Below are 16594 nucleotides of genomic sequence, written 5' to 3'. Positions count from 1 at the left end.
GGTTGGTGTCGTAAATTTACTAGGTTTCACTTTTTAAGGCTGGATTCTGCAGTTCTGCGTTATCTGAAAAATGGGATTAATTTGCTTGTTTCTCAGTTGCCATCAAAAGGAGCTCGTTTTTACTGAGGGCACAACTACTTTCCCTCCATAGATATTCTAATTGCTTCAATTTCTTTCCTATCTCAGGTCCGGTATAACCCAGTGGTATAAGATCTCTACCCATTACCGGAAAAATTGGTCTTTCAGAGTTATTTATGACCAACATAAAATTTTTATGTTGTGTGTTGGTCAGTTTATTTTCCGCGTACAGAATTTTAATCAATTTTCTTGTGAGTTCATTGCCAAGCTTTGCCAGGGTCTTTTTTGGACAGTGCATTTCTTTTTCTTCTAAAAGAATTGAAATAGCCTGGTGTACCTTTTTCGAGATTCTCCATCGTGAATACAGCCATTGTAGGTTATAGCTACTCTCTGTATTTCTTATGAGTAGCGTCAAAGCTGCGATATGATCCTGTATAAGCCGACTTTTTTCATAATCTAATCCTGAGAAGGACACTTTTGCACCTAGAACTTCGTCTATTATTTTTGCTTCCTGCATTGTGAAAACTGTGCTAAGGAAGTTCACATAAGAAAGTAGCTTAAACATTTCTCCTTGGATCCTCTCACCCGAAAGTGAAGAGATTTTTTTTCTGTACTTTGTGCAAGCATGAAGTATTTCCTCTGATAGCGGTGTCTTGCAAATAGATGCCTGGAAACGAAATGCTCTCAATATACGTAGGTAATCTTCTTCGATTCGCTGATGAGGTTCTCCGACAAATTTTAATCGTCTGTTCTGTAAATCCTCCAATCCGGAAAAATAATCATAAATATTACCCTCAATGTCCATATACATTGCGTTGAATGTGAAATCACGTCTTTGGGCATCTTTTTTCCAACTATCTGTGAATGAAACAGTTGCATGACGCCCATCGCATTGTAGGTCCTGTCTTAGTGTTGTTATCTCAATTGCTCTTGAATTGACTAGAACAGTGAAGGTACCGTGCTTAAGCCCGGTGGGAATAGTTACTAAACCGTTTATTTTGAGCGCCCTAATCGCTTTTTCCGGTTTGAGGGTTGTAGCTAGATCAATATCACTAATTTTTCTTCCTAAAAGCTGGTCCCTCACGCAGCCGCCAACGAATCTTGCTTCTCCGCCATTATTACGTATTATTTGAACGAGGGTTCTTAGGTCCTCAGTCCAGCTTGTTTCGACCTTCATTGACTATGCGACTAAAGAAGCTTTTTTCTCCGAAATGGTTAATCCTTGTACTCCTGATTCTAGCACTGTTGGTTACTGCAATAAACGCATCCATTATGGGTAGCAGGTCTGACGTAGTCGCTTCGGTTGGAAGGGAGAAAATCTTGGTTGACGATTTCGTTTCTGAGTACAAGAAGCACGAGCGCTATTTTCAAAGTATGTTTGGCTTTGGACTCACAGATACACAGCTTAAGGATATCGGAGTTGGCAGGATTGTTCTCACGACCCTAATCCAAGATAAGGTAATAGAACAGCTTTTTAAGCAGATGGGTCTCCATATTGATACTTCGATCGCAATTGACAAGATAAAGAAAAATCCTGCTTTTAATGAAAATGGAAAATTTGATCGAGCTAAACTTGATGATTTTCTTGATCGTAACGATCTCACGGAAAGAGAGTATATAAGAAAGGTGAAGTGTGAAATCGGTAAAGACTTTGTTTTTGGTCCGTTTTTTAATATTCAAGGTGAGTATGTGAAGTTGGCTGAACTTTTCTACAATTTTGAATATGGATTGAGAGAGGTCAGTATTACGAAAGTCAATAAAAATGCGTTGCCTATTCTGCCTGTACCAACCGAGAGTGAGCTCGTATCTTTCTATGAAGAAAATAAGGACAAGTTTTTCAGTGATGAGTACAGAACTGCTGAGTACATCCTTATTTCGGAGGACAATGTAAAGCCCGAGTTGGTCGAAATAGCAGATGAAGATGTACAGAAAAGCTTTGAGAATCTGCAATTAGGAAAAAGGTATTACATCAATTACGTGGAGTTCGACTCACGTGACGAAGCGGAGCGCATGAAGAAATCTATTTCTGCAAATCCAGAGTTCTACGCAAATGATCTAACTCGGATAGAGGGTTCAGTTAAGACAGATTTGCCAGCTTTTCTGCCGAAGAATATCCAATGGGATGGAAATAAATGGTTCCTCGCAAAGTATATGGGCAAGTTTTACGTTTACACAGTTGTCAAAATAGTTTCTGTTTCTCCAGAGGAGAAAGAGAAAAATCTAAATGAGCTCCGAAAGTTCATGCGTCTAAATAAGCTAAATCAAATAGTCGATGAAATAAGAAGTGAGGTTCATTCAGGTGAAGATTGGAAAGCAATAGTAGGAAAATATGGTGGAGAAATAGATTACCTTGTTCCCGTTTGTCGACTTTCGTTGGATAAGGAAGGGAGGAAAGTTAAAGTAAGTGAGGAGCTATTGGAGCAGGTTTTTTCAATTGGTGAAGGTGCTATAGGTGAAACTATAACTACTAAGAATGAGTTTATACTGTTTCGTGTTACTTCTATTGAACCAGTGGCTAAGCAACCTTTCAATAAAGTTAGGAGCAAGGTGATAAAAGCACTGTCTAAAAAAAGACAAATGCAAGTTGCATTTGAGCTTCTACAGAAGCAGCAGGAAAACGGAGAAAACACAGAAAAAGTGGCTCTATACCGACCAGAGATTGCGAAGCGCAAAGGGCTGAGCTACCACTATCCTGATGAATTCATAGCAGAAGTATTTCAGATTGATTCTGGGGGCACAACAAAAGTTTTTGAGTCGGATGTGGAATTTTTCTCTGGCAAAGTTCTGGGTAACAGAAATCCTGAGCTAGATGAGTCAATAGTTGCGGAAATTGAGGCTAAGCTGCGCGAAGAAATTGGGTTTTCAATGCTAAGTGAGTTAACTCAAGCTGCGATGAAGCAGTTTAAGGTAAAGGTAAATTCAGATCTCGTAAAAGACCTTTTGTAATGTGTGGCATAACCACTTTCCTGTCTAGCGATTTGGCTTCAAAGCGGATTTTCCTTTTTGAGGGTCAGCTTGAGTTGATCTATTTGGCCTATGTCAAGGAGATACAGGAAATCTTCAAGAGAAACGGGCAGCTATTGGTAGAACATGTTTATTGTAAGGACTGTCCGCATGGACTTTTGTTGGAGAAATTGCACTCTCCCTCTTGTTTTGGAAGAATATTTTTTACTTATGACGATCCAAAACTTCCTCTATCGAAGATAGGAAAGATAGAAAATTATCTTTGTTTATATTCTCGAGATGGCTTCAATGTTCGTCTACAAAGGGACGATCTGGTAAGGATAGTATTTTCAGACGCGACACTAGAAGAGTTAGTCACATATTATTCAAGTAAGTATTGTTTGAATTTCTGTGTAGAGGCGATCAAGGTTTTTGTTCAACATCTCAGAAGGAATGCCTTTGCAGTAGATACGGAAATGCTAAAGTTCAAGCACTACTTTGGTGCGCGTGATATCACGTTGGATGATATGCTTACTCTATGTGAACCTGCGTCGCCTTCGGTGAATAGCTTTTGTCGTAGTATTTTCGCACTGGAGGTGCATGACTTTTACGATAGTATAGGTCGGTTCTCGGAGACAGAAGGGATGTTAGTGATTCGCAGTTTGATGAAATACTGTGATGCGGTTCTTGATGTTGTTACGAGCGCCGTACGCGGCATTCCAAAAAATGAAATTATTCAGGACTTGCGTAAAAAGCAATTCTATGACCTAGAAATTATTGATCAGGCACTGGAAAATGTTTTCTATCGGGATAGGGCTAAGGTGATGCTACTTGCGCTGCCAAAATTAGAAACACAATATAAGCTTTTTCCTGAGAGAAGGTTCACTCTACTTGTAGCGGGATTATCAAGTCTGTTTGCTCAAATGAAACAATCCGTTTGTTTGTAGCGAAATAACTCATTTGTTGAGAATAGAACTTGGCAAATTCATATGTGCATGTGATGTAGGTCTTGAAAAATATCACAGCGATTACGATATTTGATTCTGTAGGTCATTAGAATGGTTAATCGAGATTGATAGGAGAGAAGATACTTATGAAAGTTGGATTAAAGATGTTACATGATCAGGTCCTTATTAGGCCTCATGAAGAAAAGGATGGTGCTGGTGGGATATATATTCCTGATTCAGCAAAGAAGAAACCAACAATGGGTCTTGTCGTAGCTGTTGGAGCAGGTGCAAAAAACTCAAACGGCACTCTGGATCCTATGTGTGTTAAAGAGGGAGATGTTGTCCTTTACAGGAAATGGGCAGGCAGCGAAGTGGAGCATGACGGTGTTGAATACGTGGTGATGAAGGAGACTGATATTATTGCTATTAAGGAGGGTAAATAATGGCGAACGAAGTAATAAGTGGTGAACAGTTGCAGAAAGTTATCCGTGATGCGGCTGACTTGGTTGTATCAAGTGCTGGTGTAACACTTGGGCCTGAAGGCAGACCAGTCATAATGAGTAAGTCCTATGGTGGCCCGGAAGTAACTAAGGATGGTTGCAAGGTAATTAACAACCTTAAACCGGAAGATGAGAAAATTGCAAAGATAGTCGAGTTGTTAAACCAGGCTACCTCACAGGCGAATGAAAAAGCCGGGGATGGGACTACTACTGCTACTATCTTAGTGGGCAACATGATTAAAAATGCTCACAAACACATCGCTGCTCAAAGGTCCCGGACGAAGCTTAAATCCGGTATGAAACGCGCACGCGATGAGGTTGTGAAGTATATTCAATCAGTTGCCAAGAAGATAAATTCGGAGGAAGAGATAGCACAAGTTGGTTCAATTTCTGCTAACGGCAATAGTGAAATCGGTAACAAGATTGCCGAAGCTATGAATAAAGTTGGTAAAGAGGGTGTTATTACTGTCGAAGAAGGTAAAGGATTAGATGAGTTTTCTGTATCCGTTGTCCAAGGTATGGTCTTCGACAGAGGGTATGTTTCTCCTTACTTTATAACAAATCCGGAGAAAATGATTGTTGAGTTTGACAATCCTTATGTCCTTCTCGCGAATAAAAAACTTTCTAGCATACAACCAATGGTTCCTCTGTTGGAAACGATCGTTCGTTCTAACAGAGCGGTCGTCATAATTGCTGAGGATGTTGAGGGTGAAGCTCTTACTTCTCTTGTTCTTAGCAAAATGAGGGGTAGCTTGAAAGCTTGCGCTGTTAAAGCTCCAGGCTTCGGTGATCGCAGATCCGAGATGCTCGAAGACATTAGAATACTTACCGGTGCTAAAACACTAGTAAGTGATGATTTGGGTGTGACAGTTGAGAGCCTTACTGTTGAAGATCTCGGTACTGCAAAGAGCATCATTATATCTAAGGATTCCACGACTATAGTAGATGGTGGGGGCGAAAAAACATCCATTGATGCGAGGGTCAAGCAGATCAAGACGCAAATAGACAAGACTACCTCTGATTACGACAAGGAGAAACTTCAGGAGAGACTTGCTAAACTTGCTGGTGGTGTTGCTGTCCTCAAGGTTGGTGGTGCTACAGAAGTTGAGGTTAAAGAACGCAAAGATCGTGTAGAGGATGCTCTACATGCTACACGTGCCGCAGTTGAGGAAGGTATAGTTCCTGGTGGTGGTGCTACGTTGCTTAGTGCAATCGCTGTTCTGGAAAAGCTCTCTTCTGATGATGACGATGAACAAGCTGGTATTAATATCGTGAAGTCTGCGCTCAAGGCTCCTATTTCTCAGATTGTTGAAAATGCCGGTGAAGATGCTTCTGTGATCACATATAATCTTCTGGAATCAAAGGATCCTAACAGGATCTTTGATGCACGCGAGCTTAAGTATGTAGATGCTTTCAAGGCGGGTATCATAGATCCAGCGAAGGTAGTGCGTGTTGCCTTGGAGAGTGCTGTTTCTGTTGCTAGTGTTCTAGTGACTACTGAAGCCCTAATAGTTGATTTACCGACTAAAGATAACGGTTCTTCTTCAATGATGCCTGGTGGTGGCATGGGTGGAATGGGCGGTTTCTAATTGCCTGTGGGGAGGGGTATTTTGCGCCCCTCCTACTTTTGTCCTTTCGCATTGTCTGATTTAAGCAGTTGTTTACCCTGACTGGTTGGTTCTTGTGATCCTTCCTGTTGGTACGGATGCCTCGTTCGTGCGATGGTGTCAGCACTCCTCTTTTGTTGTATTCAGGGTTACCTACTTATTTTTCTGGTTACTGTTCCGCGAGTATGGAAGTGTAGACGTGCTGGACATCGTCATCTTCCTCGAGAGTATCTAGCAATTTTTCTAAACGGACGCGCACCTCAGGTGACGCTTCTTGATGTGTTTTTGCCATCCATACCAGCCCCGAATGTTCGTACTCTCCGAGCTTTTTTCTCAGTTCTACCGAAGTTGCGGCGAAACTCTCCCTGCTACAGTAGATATCAAAGTGGTTCTTTACAGTTTTAACGTCTAATGCACCGGCCTCAAGAGCGACCTCCATCAACGTGTCGAAATCTGTGGATTTTGGGTACGAAAAAACCCCGAAATTCTCAAACATAAAAGAAACGTCGGCCAAAACCAAACCAGATTTCGAAAGAATATGCTTAATATTCGACGCAGTTCTGTTCTTATTATCCGTCAGTGCAGTCACGACGACCGCAAAACCGCTAGGCCAAACACTCCCAGAACCAGCGGCCATATAGCACACTTCTTGATAATCACCTTCTGTTTTGTCGGCTGAACTCCTAATCGCAGACTCGATTTTATCCTTCGGAAGGCCACAACGTCGTGCATTTGCGAGAGCAGACCGCAAACGCGGGTTAAATTCAGGATCCGGAAGGCCAGAACGCGCTGCAACGAGAATCTCTCTTCTCAACTTGGTAAATTTCGTTGCCCGCTTCGCATCTTGAGCGCTTTTCCTATGCTTTATATTGGCAAACTGAGAATGACCAGCCATAACTCAGATGAGACACTATCTTGATGCAAGATAGCTAAAACTAACTTCCAGACCTAAGATCACCTTTCACAACACTGCTTATAGTGAACTTAACTCTTTCAGTTTCAGCCTGCCTTACCATCTGCTTGGTCTTAGGATCGCAATAAGTGGTTGCTTTTTTCTTAACTACTGAGAGGGTTCCAACCTTTGGGATTCTAACAGACTTCCTGTGTTTGAGCGATTCATATATGTACTCATACAATGCGTTTATAGCACGCTTGGCATGGCCTTTAGAAATCGAAGCACCTTCAGCAACAACGTTGATCAAATCAACATTTTTCACTACTTCTTTGGTCATCAAAAGCTCTCGAAACAATCAAAACTGCAGATTATGATATAAACCCAAATAAATCAAGAGGAAATGGGAATATCGAGGCGCAACTTCAGGAAATTTTGAGTTGCACATTAAGAATTTTACAATCAATAAACTTCACTCTTCTTGGAGTTGTTCGCCCTGCAAAGAAAATTGACTGAAATTGCTTTCTAATCTATCAGGATGTATCGTTCTAGGACGATGCTTTGAAGAGTTTCTGAAACTTCGCTGCATCTATTTATTTGGAATCAGAGCCCATTGCGTGCATGTCCTTACGAAATGAGCAATGGGGTGTAAGAGAAATTCTAGTTACAGTTTTCTTTCATTTTTGTATACGCTTTTGCGAAGCCCCTTAATGAATAAAAGTTAGTTGAACAGCCATTCTGGCTTGACTTTGCTACCACGACTGCATAAAGATCTCCATTCATCGAGCGCACGGCATTTTCATCGTTTTCGACATTCTTAAACCAGGCCCTCTCACCTTCAATCAGGTCGAAGATATACACGTCGGATGGTTTTCCTTTGTTGCAATTACCTGTTCTTGCGCCATCTATCATCGTCTGTCTGTGCCTAAAAAATTCATCTCTTCTTCTGTAGGTTGCGAGTTGGGGCAATGGACTGTTTCCATAGTCATGACCGGAAGTAATACTAACTTCGTCGATGTTTGCACTGATATGTTTCACCCAGAGATACGAAGTTCCATGATCAGTTTGGTATCCTGCGACAAAGAATGGTTTAGAAGCAATAAAACATGTAATTCTCCCATCTTCGACCTGGTGGTAGAAAGTCCAACGCTCAAAAGTCCATATCTTAGTTGGTGTATCATCAGCTAAAGTTAAAAAGGGCATGAAGAGGAACAACAATATGCATAGCGCTCTTTCCATTACTGCGGAACTATGTGGAATAAGGAATGTTACATCGAAAGTCTCTAAGTCTCAAATGTGTAAGGGTAGTGATGTTTCAATCTTAGAGACTTCCTGGTATATGTATTTTTTTATCTGTTTTCCACTCTTCTTGGGTTGGAGATTGCGCCTGTGTGTGTAGTGCTGAGGGTTGGGTTAGCGTTCTGAGTTTAACACCTAAGTTGCTTTAAATTGCACTTACTTCCTTTTGCTCTTGTACGTCGTAGAAAAATTGTTTGTGCATGTATTTGTTCTTTAGGATATTCAGAATAGCGTATTTTATCTTTTACGCGTATTTTGAGCTCCTTTACAGAAAAAATTATTCTGTTCTGGTTTCCGAAGTGGAGAAGATGGGTCCGGCATTTATCAAATTTGGACAGTTCTTCTCGAGTATGGGTGATTTTATCTGCTCAGATTTATCTACCGAGTTAAGGAAGCTGTGTGATAACGTGAAGCCCGTTTCCTACGTAGAGGTAAAGGCATCTATCGAAAAGGAATTCTCAAAAGAGATAGATGAGCTCTTCAAGTGGATAGATGAGAGGCCAACGGCTTCTGCATCGATTGCGCAAGTGCATAAGGCGATTACGTTATCAGATGAAGTTGTAGCCGTAAAGATTCTGAAACCAGGAGTAAAAAAGATCTTTAAGCGAGATATCAAAATCGCCTTTTCGGTTGTGTACATTTTCTCATTTTTTCTCCCGAAACGATTCAACCTAATCACGATTTTGAAGAAATTTTCTGCTTCCACAAAGAATGAGCTAGACCTCAAAATGGAGGCAGCTGCATTGTCGGAGATGAAGGATAAGCTTCTTATCAACAAAACAGTTGTAATACCTGAAGTTTATTGGGGCCTGACGACCAATGAAATTCTTACTATGTCTTGGCTTGAAGGGGTGCCACTGACACACTGTAAGCTACGTGATCCACAGTTTGCACGAAGACTTGTTGAGACATTTTTCGTGCAGGTTTATGTAAATGGATTTTTTCATGGGGATATGCATCTGGGAAATATATTTCTCGTTTCTGGACACAAAGTTGGATTAGTGGACTTTGGAATAATCGGAAGGATTGATGAACAGACAAAGGTTTACGTTTTGGAACTGATTAAGGGTTTCTTAGAAAGAGATTATGACCGTGTGGCAGAACTACATTATTCAGCCGGATATGTAGAAAGGTCCCGAACAGATTTTGCTTCTGCATGTCGTGCCCTTGCGGAGCCTATAGTGGATAAACCACTGAAGGAGGTCTCCCTATCTCGCCTTCTGGGTGATTTCTTCAAGCTTTCTAGGGATTTTCGAATTGAGATTAACCCGAACCTTATTTTAATGCAAAAGAATTTAATTTTTCTCGAGGCAAACTGTGCGAAACTTGATCCAGAGATAAACGTATGGCGAATAATAGAGCCAATGATAAGGAGGTGGTATAAAAACAGGATGTGTCCGACAGTCCTAGTGAGGGAGAAACTCCATAAGATAGCGGTTGTTTTAAAAGAGGCCTTCGAGGACAATAAGGAAGGTAAGTATCGTGCGGTTACTGCGTTAAGACGTGAGGTATTTTTCTGGATCTGTCTTGCCTCAATTATAAATTTCTTTGCCATACTTGCTTGCAGGTTTTTTTAGTTTTGCTTTTCATGAAAAAACGTATTGCTCATGCATCAATTCAACCGGATAAATTCTGGTTTAGTGAGGAGAATTCACAAGAGGTAGCTAGAATCCTTGCCAAGTATCCCGCCTCGCGTAAGAGAAGTGCTATCCTTCCGTTGCTACACCTTGTGCAAAAACAGCATGAAAACTGGATTCCCATCGCTGCAATGGATCATGTTGCACAATTACTTGGACTACCGGCTATTAAAGTATATGAAGTGGTATCTTTCTACAGTATGTTCAATACTGCCCCAGTGGGGAAGCATACCATACGTGTCTGTAGAACCACGCCATGTTGGTTGAGAGGTTCGGATTGTCTAACTAAAGCTGCAAAACGAGAATTAGGGATCAAAGTAGGCCATACAACCGAAGACAACAAATTTTCATTAGATGAAGTAGAGTGTCTTGGTGCCTGTGTTAACGCACCAGTCGTACAGATTAACGACGACTATTTTGAAAATTTGGACGAAAAGTCTTTTCTCGAGCTTTTATCAAGACTCAAATAACGCACTGTCCTAGGGTTTTGATGTTATTTTAATTACTTAATGATATAATGTAGGCCTAGCGTGCCCTTCTGTTAGTGGGTCTGATTAAGCAAAGCTCAAGCTCGGCAGTAGGGTTTGCCCAGGTTATTTTGGTTTTTAAATAGTTATGTTATTTATACAATAAAGCATGGATATCTTACTAGAATAATGTTACTATTATCACAGTTGATATAGTGACCGTCTGACAGTTTAGGTATACCCTTTTTTAGGACGGTCTTTTGGCTAGGGGTAGCCTCGAAACTGTGATGGGTAAGTTAGGAAAAGGTCGCGCGCTCTTAGGTCGTCTTAGTTCTGCTCTTTCTCCTAAGAAGAAAGATAAAAGATCTGTTCCTGTGGATGATTCAGCGTGTCTTACGGGTAGCACTGAAGTTTCGTTTGCAGGTGACAACTCTATATGTGATTCTGAGCAGTTTTCTGGTTCTAGTCACAGTAGGTCTGTTGATGGTTCTGGTGCCGATTCTGTAGCCTTTGATCCGGTCGGGTATCCTGAAAGGGAGACGTCTTCCGAGTGCTTAGACAGAAAAAAAAAGGTTATTGTAGGTCAAAAGAAGTCGGTGTTGGTCAATATTAAAGGTGCACTTCAGTCCAGTAATGAGCTAGTTCAGACTCTTGTTTCTCCAGGATTCTTGTCAGCTCTTTTAGCTGCGGTTGAAGAAGAGGGCGCATTACCTGCGTCTCTTGTTACAGAAATAATCTCACATTTCCAGAGGGCTGAAGATCTACTGACTTCTCTCGGAGATGGCAGGAGTTCTCAAGATCCGCGCGTGATCCGAGGGGCGCTTTTAAGGATTTTTGCAAACCTCTCAGGTTTGCTTTCACCTTTTGCAGGATCACCAGGTGGTAGTACCGCTTCTATTGCGTCTTCTTGCAGTGCCGGCTCTTCGTCTTTTTCACCAAGGATCGCCCTGGCGCATGTTTTGCTTCTTTATGTCCGTGCTTTGTCGGACGAAGTAAAAGAGGTGCCGTCAGGCAAGATGCGGCAGTTCTGTGAAGATAGTATTGCTAAATGTCGTAGGTATGTTTGCGCGCTTTCCTTATATTCGATCTTTAGGAATAGTAGTGGTGCTTTAAAAGCTCTGTTTAGTAATGCAAATGCTCTTCTAAATGGTTCATCTACTGCTGTTGCTAGTGTTTCTAGCCTTCTCGGATTAAGTCTTTCACCTGAGGATTTACAGGCTTTAAGAGATCTTGCAGCTGATCCAGGCAATGCAGCTGACGCTGGTAACATTCATGGCGTCATTGGTGCATGTGGTACGGGTAATTTTGCAGCTGCAAGAGCATCTGCAGAAGGGATAAACAATGCGCAAATCAGAGAAACAGTTAGAAGTTGCATAGAAAGGGCACAGCAGCTGCGCTCGAATATAACTGGCATTCCTGGAAGTGTTGTCAATATGGTTGGAGGTGTATCCGATCTTGTTGCAGGTATTTCTAGCCTTCTCGGATTAAGTCTTTCACCTGAGGATTTACAGGCTTTAAGAGATCTTGCAGCTGATCCAGGCAATGCAGCTGACGCTGGTAACATTCATGGTGTCATTGGTGCATGTAGTACGGGTAATTTTGCAGCTGCAAGAGCAGCTGCAGAAGGGATAAACAATGCGCAAACCAGAGAAACAGTTAGAAGGTGCATAGAAAGGGCACAGCAGTTGTATGCGTCGGTAAGACAGGTTCCGGGTGATATCGCTCATGCTACTAGTGAAGTGCGTAGAGTAGTTGCTCAATCTGAGGGTTTGATGCGAGGTCTAAGGGAAGCCCTTGGTCTAAACGGGCTCATAGAGGATTTGATCACATCTACCGGTAATCTATACACTGCCGTGGTGAATGCAAATGAAAACCCTCGAGGAGCGGCTGCCTCAATTGCTTCGCTTCTTAATGGAATGCAAGTGTATAGTGTTACCGCGCCTCTTGAGGTTGCAGCTGCTGCAAGTAATCCAGACGTCATTGCTTCCTGCACTGCGTCTAGGCGAGAAAGTGGCCCTTTACACGATGGTAGCTCAAGTCGGCAGGTTGTAGAATCTGTTCTTGGAAGTGCTTTTACGTCTCTGTTTGGAGGTGTATATCCGAGTTCGAGTCAGCCTATCAAGAGTTTAAGTGCTGTCTATTTACTAGTTGCTGTGCTGGAAAATCCTGAAAGCACAAGCGTAGAGATTTCTGATGCGGTGTTGGCTGCGCGCTCAGAAGTGCTCGATTTTATATACGCAGTAAACGTGCTTAAGGAAAGGCATTTCAACACGGCAGCTAATGGTATGCGTCATGTTGTTGATGCGAGCGCTGAAGCCGACAATATCATAAAAAAAGTTGGTTTGTGGTTTGGCCCAAGGGTTATTTTTTGTATCTCTAGCATTTTAGGGATGGTTTTAGGCGCTCTTGCGTGTGTTGGAATCCCCAACTTTAAGGATTTCAGTATCAGTGGAGTAGCATCAATGGTTATGCTTTGTGCTGGGATAGTCCTTCTTGGAGCCGCTTTTGCTCAAGCTTGTAGGCGAAGTCCTACTGATCCTAAGCAATCTAGGTCAACTGAGGTTTGTCGAGGCGTTTTTTGCGCTTTGATACCAGGGCTTGCATTTTTTGCAGCGGCTGTTGTGTCGTCGTTGAGGTTAATTGGAGAAGATACCTTAAGCATACCTAACCCTCCAGAAACACTAACCTTAGAGAGGGCTTTTGTTGTTGCTGGAATACTTTGCTCGCTAATGTCCGCTCTTGTACTTGCATGTTTTGAGGTTTCTAAGTGCGAAATTGGTTCCTTTCCTCCATTATGTGTGTCTTTTGAGGATATCAAAGCCGATCGTCGTTCTGCTTCTGGGAAGTATACTTTATTGGATTCTGCCTCAGTCTCTTCCATATCAGCACAAAATCTAAGTTCTTTACCTACTTGAGGAATGATATAGGATTTCTTGCTTAACGTGTCCAGCATTTAGTTTGCCTTTGTGCTTTTAAGTTGTTGAGCCGTTTTTTAGCAGAATTGCAATTTCTGGTGGATTTTTTATGCTCTTACTAAGATGAGAATATTTATTAAATTTTTATTCTCGTACAGTGTTTTCTACTTAAAGAGGAAAGTCTTGTTTTAGAGTGCACTGCGTAATATAATTCCCTCAGCGTGAAAACTTATTGACTCTGTTATGCCCGTTCCTAAAAGGAAAACCAGCCCGTCTAGGCGTGGTAAAAGACGTTCTCATGATGCTCTTCGGCCTGAGAATGTTGTTGTCAATAAAACTACGGGGGAGTTTCAACGGTCGCACCACGTGTCGTTGGATGGGTTTTACAATGGTAGAAGAGTTCTTTCTCCAAAGGGAAAGGCAGGTTCTGGTTGATTCTCTCAGTTGAGGGGCTCTTGCTGTGGCGGTACCGGTTTATGTGATGGATCAGGTAGGGCGTAAGGTTGTGGTTGCCCTTGATACTATGGGTGGGGATAGAGCACCTGATGAGATTCTTCTTGGTGCCTCTGTGTATCTTCGGCAAAATCCCTCTTCAGTTTTCTTTAGGCTCTTTGGCAACTCTCCGTCTATTGAGCGCTGTTTGTCATCTAAGGCTAATGTTCATTTGCTGGAAAATTGTGAAGTCATCCATGCTGATGATGTTGTGATGTCTGATGATAAGCCCTCTTCTGCAGTGAGAAAGAAAGGCTCGAGCATGTATAAAGCTGTTCAAGATGTGAGAGAAAAGGCTTCTCAGTGTGTTGTGTCTGCGGGAAACACAGGGGCATTTATGGGGATATCAAAGATACTGTTAGGAATGCTGGAGAACATATACAGGCCGGCTATTGTTACAACTCTTCCGACGAAAAAGGGTGAGGTAGTGGTTTTGGATCTTGGTGCGAATCTGGACTGCAGCTCGGATGTTTTGTACCAGTTTGCCTTTATGGGTTCTGCTTTTGCGAAGGCATCACTGGGAGTAAAAAATCCCAGGGTGGCACTTTTAAATGTTGGTGTTGAGGAAAACAAAGGTACTGATGCAGTGAAAGAAGCTTTTCATTTACTGAATGAAAGGACTGATGAGGACTTCACTTTTATAGGTTATGCGGAGCCTTCTGATGTACTTGGGGGCAATGTGGATGTTGTTGTCAGTGATGGCTTTACTGGGAATGTGATGCTCAAGACGGCTGAGAGCATTTTTCACCTGCTTAGGGATAGTATTGTTAGTGCAACTAGGACTTCGTTGCTCTCTAGATTAGCGGGGCTAGTTTTGGCAAAAAGCTTGAAGAAATCAATATCTAGGTTTAATCCTGATCTCAGGAATGGGGCGATGTTAATAGGAGTGAATGGAGTGGCGGTAAAGGCTCATGGAAGTTCTGATAGTATTGCTTTCGCCAATGCAATAGGAGCTGCTGTGAAACTCGTAACAAATAATCTTAATTCGAGGATTATTGACAGTATTTGCACGATTGATTAGAAAGTCCCATTTGCTTTCGGTTTCACTCTAGTAGCTTACATCGGATCTCGTTGTAAAAGGGTGCGGAATGTGTGTTGGGTGGGGTCTGTGTTTAAATTTGAAGTCCTATTGGTAGTGTGTATTCTATGAGCTTTTGCGTGATTCATGTGGGCAAAGCTTCTACAATGTTTGTTAAACCTAACGATAAGTAGGTGTACTCTTTAGAAAGAGGTAGCAGGGGAGAATGCGAATCTCACTCTATCGAACAAGGGTTGCAAGAAAGGGATTTGCTGTATCTGTACGTCTTTTTATACTCGCGATATGTTGTTTTTACTGAGTTAGACGTGCACTTTTTTGCACCTTATTGTAAATTTTATTCGCCTCTGGAAGAGAAGTAGTATTTTACATGTGTTCACGGAATTTCACACAGGATTATAATGAAGAAAACTAATTTCTTGGGTTTTGGTTGCTATCTACCAAAAAAAGTGCTTACTAATTTTGATCTTGAGAAGTTGGTTGATACATCTGATGAATGGATTCTCAAGCGTACAGGGATTAAAACCAGGTATATAGCCGAGGAAGAGGACGTGTGTGAGCTTGCCTTTAGAGCGTCTTTGGACTGTCTTGAAAAGGTAATGCATTTTTCTCAAAAAGACGTTGATGCGATCGTTGTCGCGACTTGTACTGCTAATAAAAGGTTACCTGCAGTTGCAAATATGTTGCAGGCAAGATTAGGCATAGAGAGACACATCCTGTCGTTTGATGTCAATGCTGCGTGTACTGGATTTCTATATGCCCTCTCAATTGTTGATGCAATGATCGCGTCTGGGAAAGTTTCTACAGTACTTTTAGTTGGAGCAGAAGCGATGTCCACAATTATTGATTGGAATGATCGAAATACTTGTGTTCTCTTTGGTGATGGTGCAGGTGCCGTATTGCTTTCTGCTGGTGAATCGGGTGGGATCTTATACGAACACATGGCTTGTGATTCTTCCCTTGGAGAGGCACTCTTAGCAGAGGTGGGTGGAACGCTTAAAATGGATGGTCGAAGTGTGTTTGAAGCAGCCGTCAAAAGATTGACTCTTGCCATAGGTGAGGCGCTCAAAACAACCGGTATTAGTGTTGAAGAACTAGACTACTTTATAATGCACCAGGCAAATATAAGAATTATAGAACTGATAGGTGAGAAGATAGGGATAGATCGCTCTAAAGTTATTGTCACTGTGGATCGTTATGCAAACACTTCTGCTGCATCCATACCAATTACACTAGCTTATATGGATTCTCAGGGGTCGATAAGAAAGGGTGCTAAGATACTTTTTGCAGCGATGGGTGCTGGATTTACCTATGGTGTAACAATTTTTGAGTACTAAAAGACCTGTTGTTTAGGTTAGGATGGATTTCCTACCATTATATTTGTGGGGAAAATCCCTTATTCATTACTAGAGGATTGTATATGGAGATCCTGGACGCGTAGTTGTAGTGAGAATTGAGCAAGATTGGTAGTGAAAGTCTAAGCGAAATGAAAAGATTGACCGAGGCAAGCAAGTCGTAGAACCACTCTCGTCAGTACGTGCGTAAGCGCGGACTCAGCAAAGTCAAATAGGTATAAACAACACGACCCCTTAATGTGGGTAAGGCAGAACCCTGTCTGAAAAGTAACTACACTGGTGATCCCGGTGCGATTCGAACACACGACACACAGATTAGGAATCTGTTGCTCTATCCTACTGAGCTACGGGACCCAAGCCTAAAGTATAAAGGAAACTTACACTTTGTAAAACTTGGAAGAGAGGCATTGCAGTTATTGTTTTTGC

General features: G+C 41.9%; 14 protein-coding genes and 1 tRNA gene. 10 read left to right on the top strand and 5 right to left on the bottom strand.

Annotated elements, in window-relative coordinates:
• Positions 1-76 precede the first annotated feature (76 nt).
• Positions 77-1255 carry a CCA tRNA nucleotidyltransferase gene (locus tag NRI_RS02695; protein WP_015816479.1) on the bottom strand — a complete coding sequence of 393 codons (1179 nt, stop codon included), beginning with the start codon at positions 1253-1255 and terminating at the stop codon, positions 77-79.
• Between the two features lie 5 nt (positions 1256-1260).
• On the opposite strand from NRI_RS02695, the gene NRI_RS02690 reads away from it, so the two are divergent.
• The 4 genes from NRI_RS02690 to groL all read left to right on the top strand — a co-directional run bounded on the left by NRI_RS02690 (position 1261) and on the right by groL (position 6057).
• On the top strand, positions 1261-3024 hold the full coding sequence (locus NRI_RS02690; protein WP_238522978.1) for a SurA N-terminal domain-containing protein: 1764 nt from the start codon (positions 1261-1263) through the stop codon (positions 3022-3024).
• Positions 3025-3056: 32 nt separating this feature from the next.
• On the top strand, positions 3057-3968 hold the full coding sequence (locus NRI_RS02685) for a hypothetical protein (protein WP_238522977.1): 912 nt from the start codon (positions 3057-3059) through the stop codon (positions 3966-3968).
• 146 nt (positions 3969-4114) lie between these two features.
• On the top strand, positions 4115-4411 hold the full coding sequence (locus NRI_RS02680) for a co-chaperone GroES (RefSeq protein WP_015816477.1): 297 nt from the start codon (positions 4115-4117) through the stop codon (positions 4409-4411).
• A complete protein-coding gene (groL, locus tag NRI_RS02675) occupies positions 4411-6057 on the top strand; it encodes a chaperonin GroEL (protein ID WP_015816424.1) in 1647 nt (548 codons plus the stop codon). The genes NRI_RS02680 and groL overlap by 1 nt, the downstream gene beginning before the upstream one ends.
• 187 nt (positions 6058-6244) lie before the next feature.
• Here the strand turns inward: groL and NRI_RS02670 are convergent, their stop codons facing one another.
• From NRI_RS02670 to NRI_RS02660, 3 genes are all read right to left on the bottom strand, one after another.
• On the bottom strand, positions 6245-6970 hold the full coding sequence (locus tag NRI_RS02670; RefSeq protein ID WP_015816476.1) for a YebC/PmpR family DNA-binding transcriptional regulator: 726 nt from the start codon (positions 6968-6970) through the stop codon (positions 6245-6247).
• 40 nt (positions 6971-7010) lie between these two features.
• Entirely contained in the window at positions 7011-7307 is a 297-nt protein-coding gene (locus NRI_RS02665; RefSeq protein ID WP_015816423.1) for an HU family DNA-binding protein, read from the bottom strand.
• A 320-nt stretch (positions 7308-7627) separates the two neighbouring features.
• Positions 7628-8170: a hypothetical protein gene (locus NRI_RS02660; RefSeq protein WP_238522976.1), complete on the bottom strand. Its 543-nt coding sequence runs from the start codon at positions 8168-8170 to the stop codon at positions 7628-7630.
• A 296-nt stretch (positions 8171-8466) separates the two neighbouring features.
• On the opposite strand from NRI_RS02660, the gene NRI_RS02655 reads away from it, so the two are divergent.
• The 6 genes from NRI_RS02655 to NRI_RS02625 all read left to right on the top strand — a co-directional run bounded on the left by NRI_RS02655 (position 8467) and on the right by NRI_RS02625 (position 16150).
• Entirely contained in the window at positions 8467-9843 is a 1377-nt protein-coding gene (locus NRI_RS02655) for an ABC1 kinase family protein (RefSeq protein ID WP_015816421.1), read from the top strand.
• Positions 9844-9854: 11 nt separating this feature from the next.
• Positions 9855-10373 (top strand): NADH-quinone oxidoreductase subunit NuoE, encoded by a 519-nt coding sequence (gene nuoE, locus NRI_RS02650; protein ID WP_015816473.1) that lies wholly within the window; start codon positions 9855-9857, stop codon positions 10371-10373.
• A gap of 257 nt (positions 10374-10630) precedes the next feature.
• Positions 10631-13285 (top strand): hypothetical protein, encoded by a 2655-nt coding sequence (locus NRI_RS02645; protein ID WP_238522975.1) that lies wholly within the window; start codon positions 10631-10633, stop codon positions 13283-13285.
• A gap of 243 nt (positions 13286-13528) precedes the next feature.
• Complete coding sequence (gene rpmF, locus NRI_RS02640; RefSeq protein ID WP_015816472.1) at positions 13529-13720, top strand: 50S ribosomal protein L32; 192 nt, start codon at positions 13529-13531, stop codon at positions 13718-13720.
• Positions 13721-13745: 25 nt separating this feature from the next.
• Positions 13746-14798 (top strand): phosphate acyltransferase PlsX, encoded by a 1053-nt coding sequence (gene plsX, locus NRI_RS02635; protein ID WP_015816419.1) that lies wholly within the window; start codon positions 13746-13748, stop codon positions 14796-14798.
• 416 nt (positions 14799-15214) lie between these two features.
• A complete protein-coding gene (locus NRI_RS02625; RefSeq protein WP_015816471.1) occupies positions 15215-16150 on the top strand; it encodes a beta-ketoacyl-ACP synthase III in 936 nt (311 codons plus the stop codon).
• A gap of 295 nt (positions 16151-16445) precedes the next feature.
• Here NRI_RS02625 and NRI_RS02620 read toward each other — a convergent pair.
• A tRNA-Arg gene (locus NRI_RS02620) sits at positions 16446-16522 on the bottom strand.
• Positions 16523-16594 lie beyond the last annotated feature (72 nt).

It is taken from the genome of Neorickettsia risticii str. Illinois (genome assembly GCF_000022525.1).
GTDB classification, from domain to species: Bacteria; Pseudomonadota; Alphaproteobacteria; order Rickettsiales; family Anaplasmataceae; genus Neorickettsia; species Neorickettsia risticii.
The sequence above is the reverse complement of the archived record's forward strand: the minus strand, read 5'-3'. Positions and strand labels throughout refer to the sequence as shown.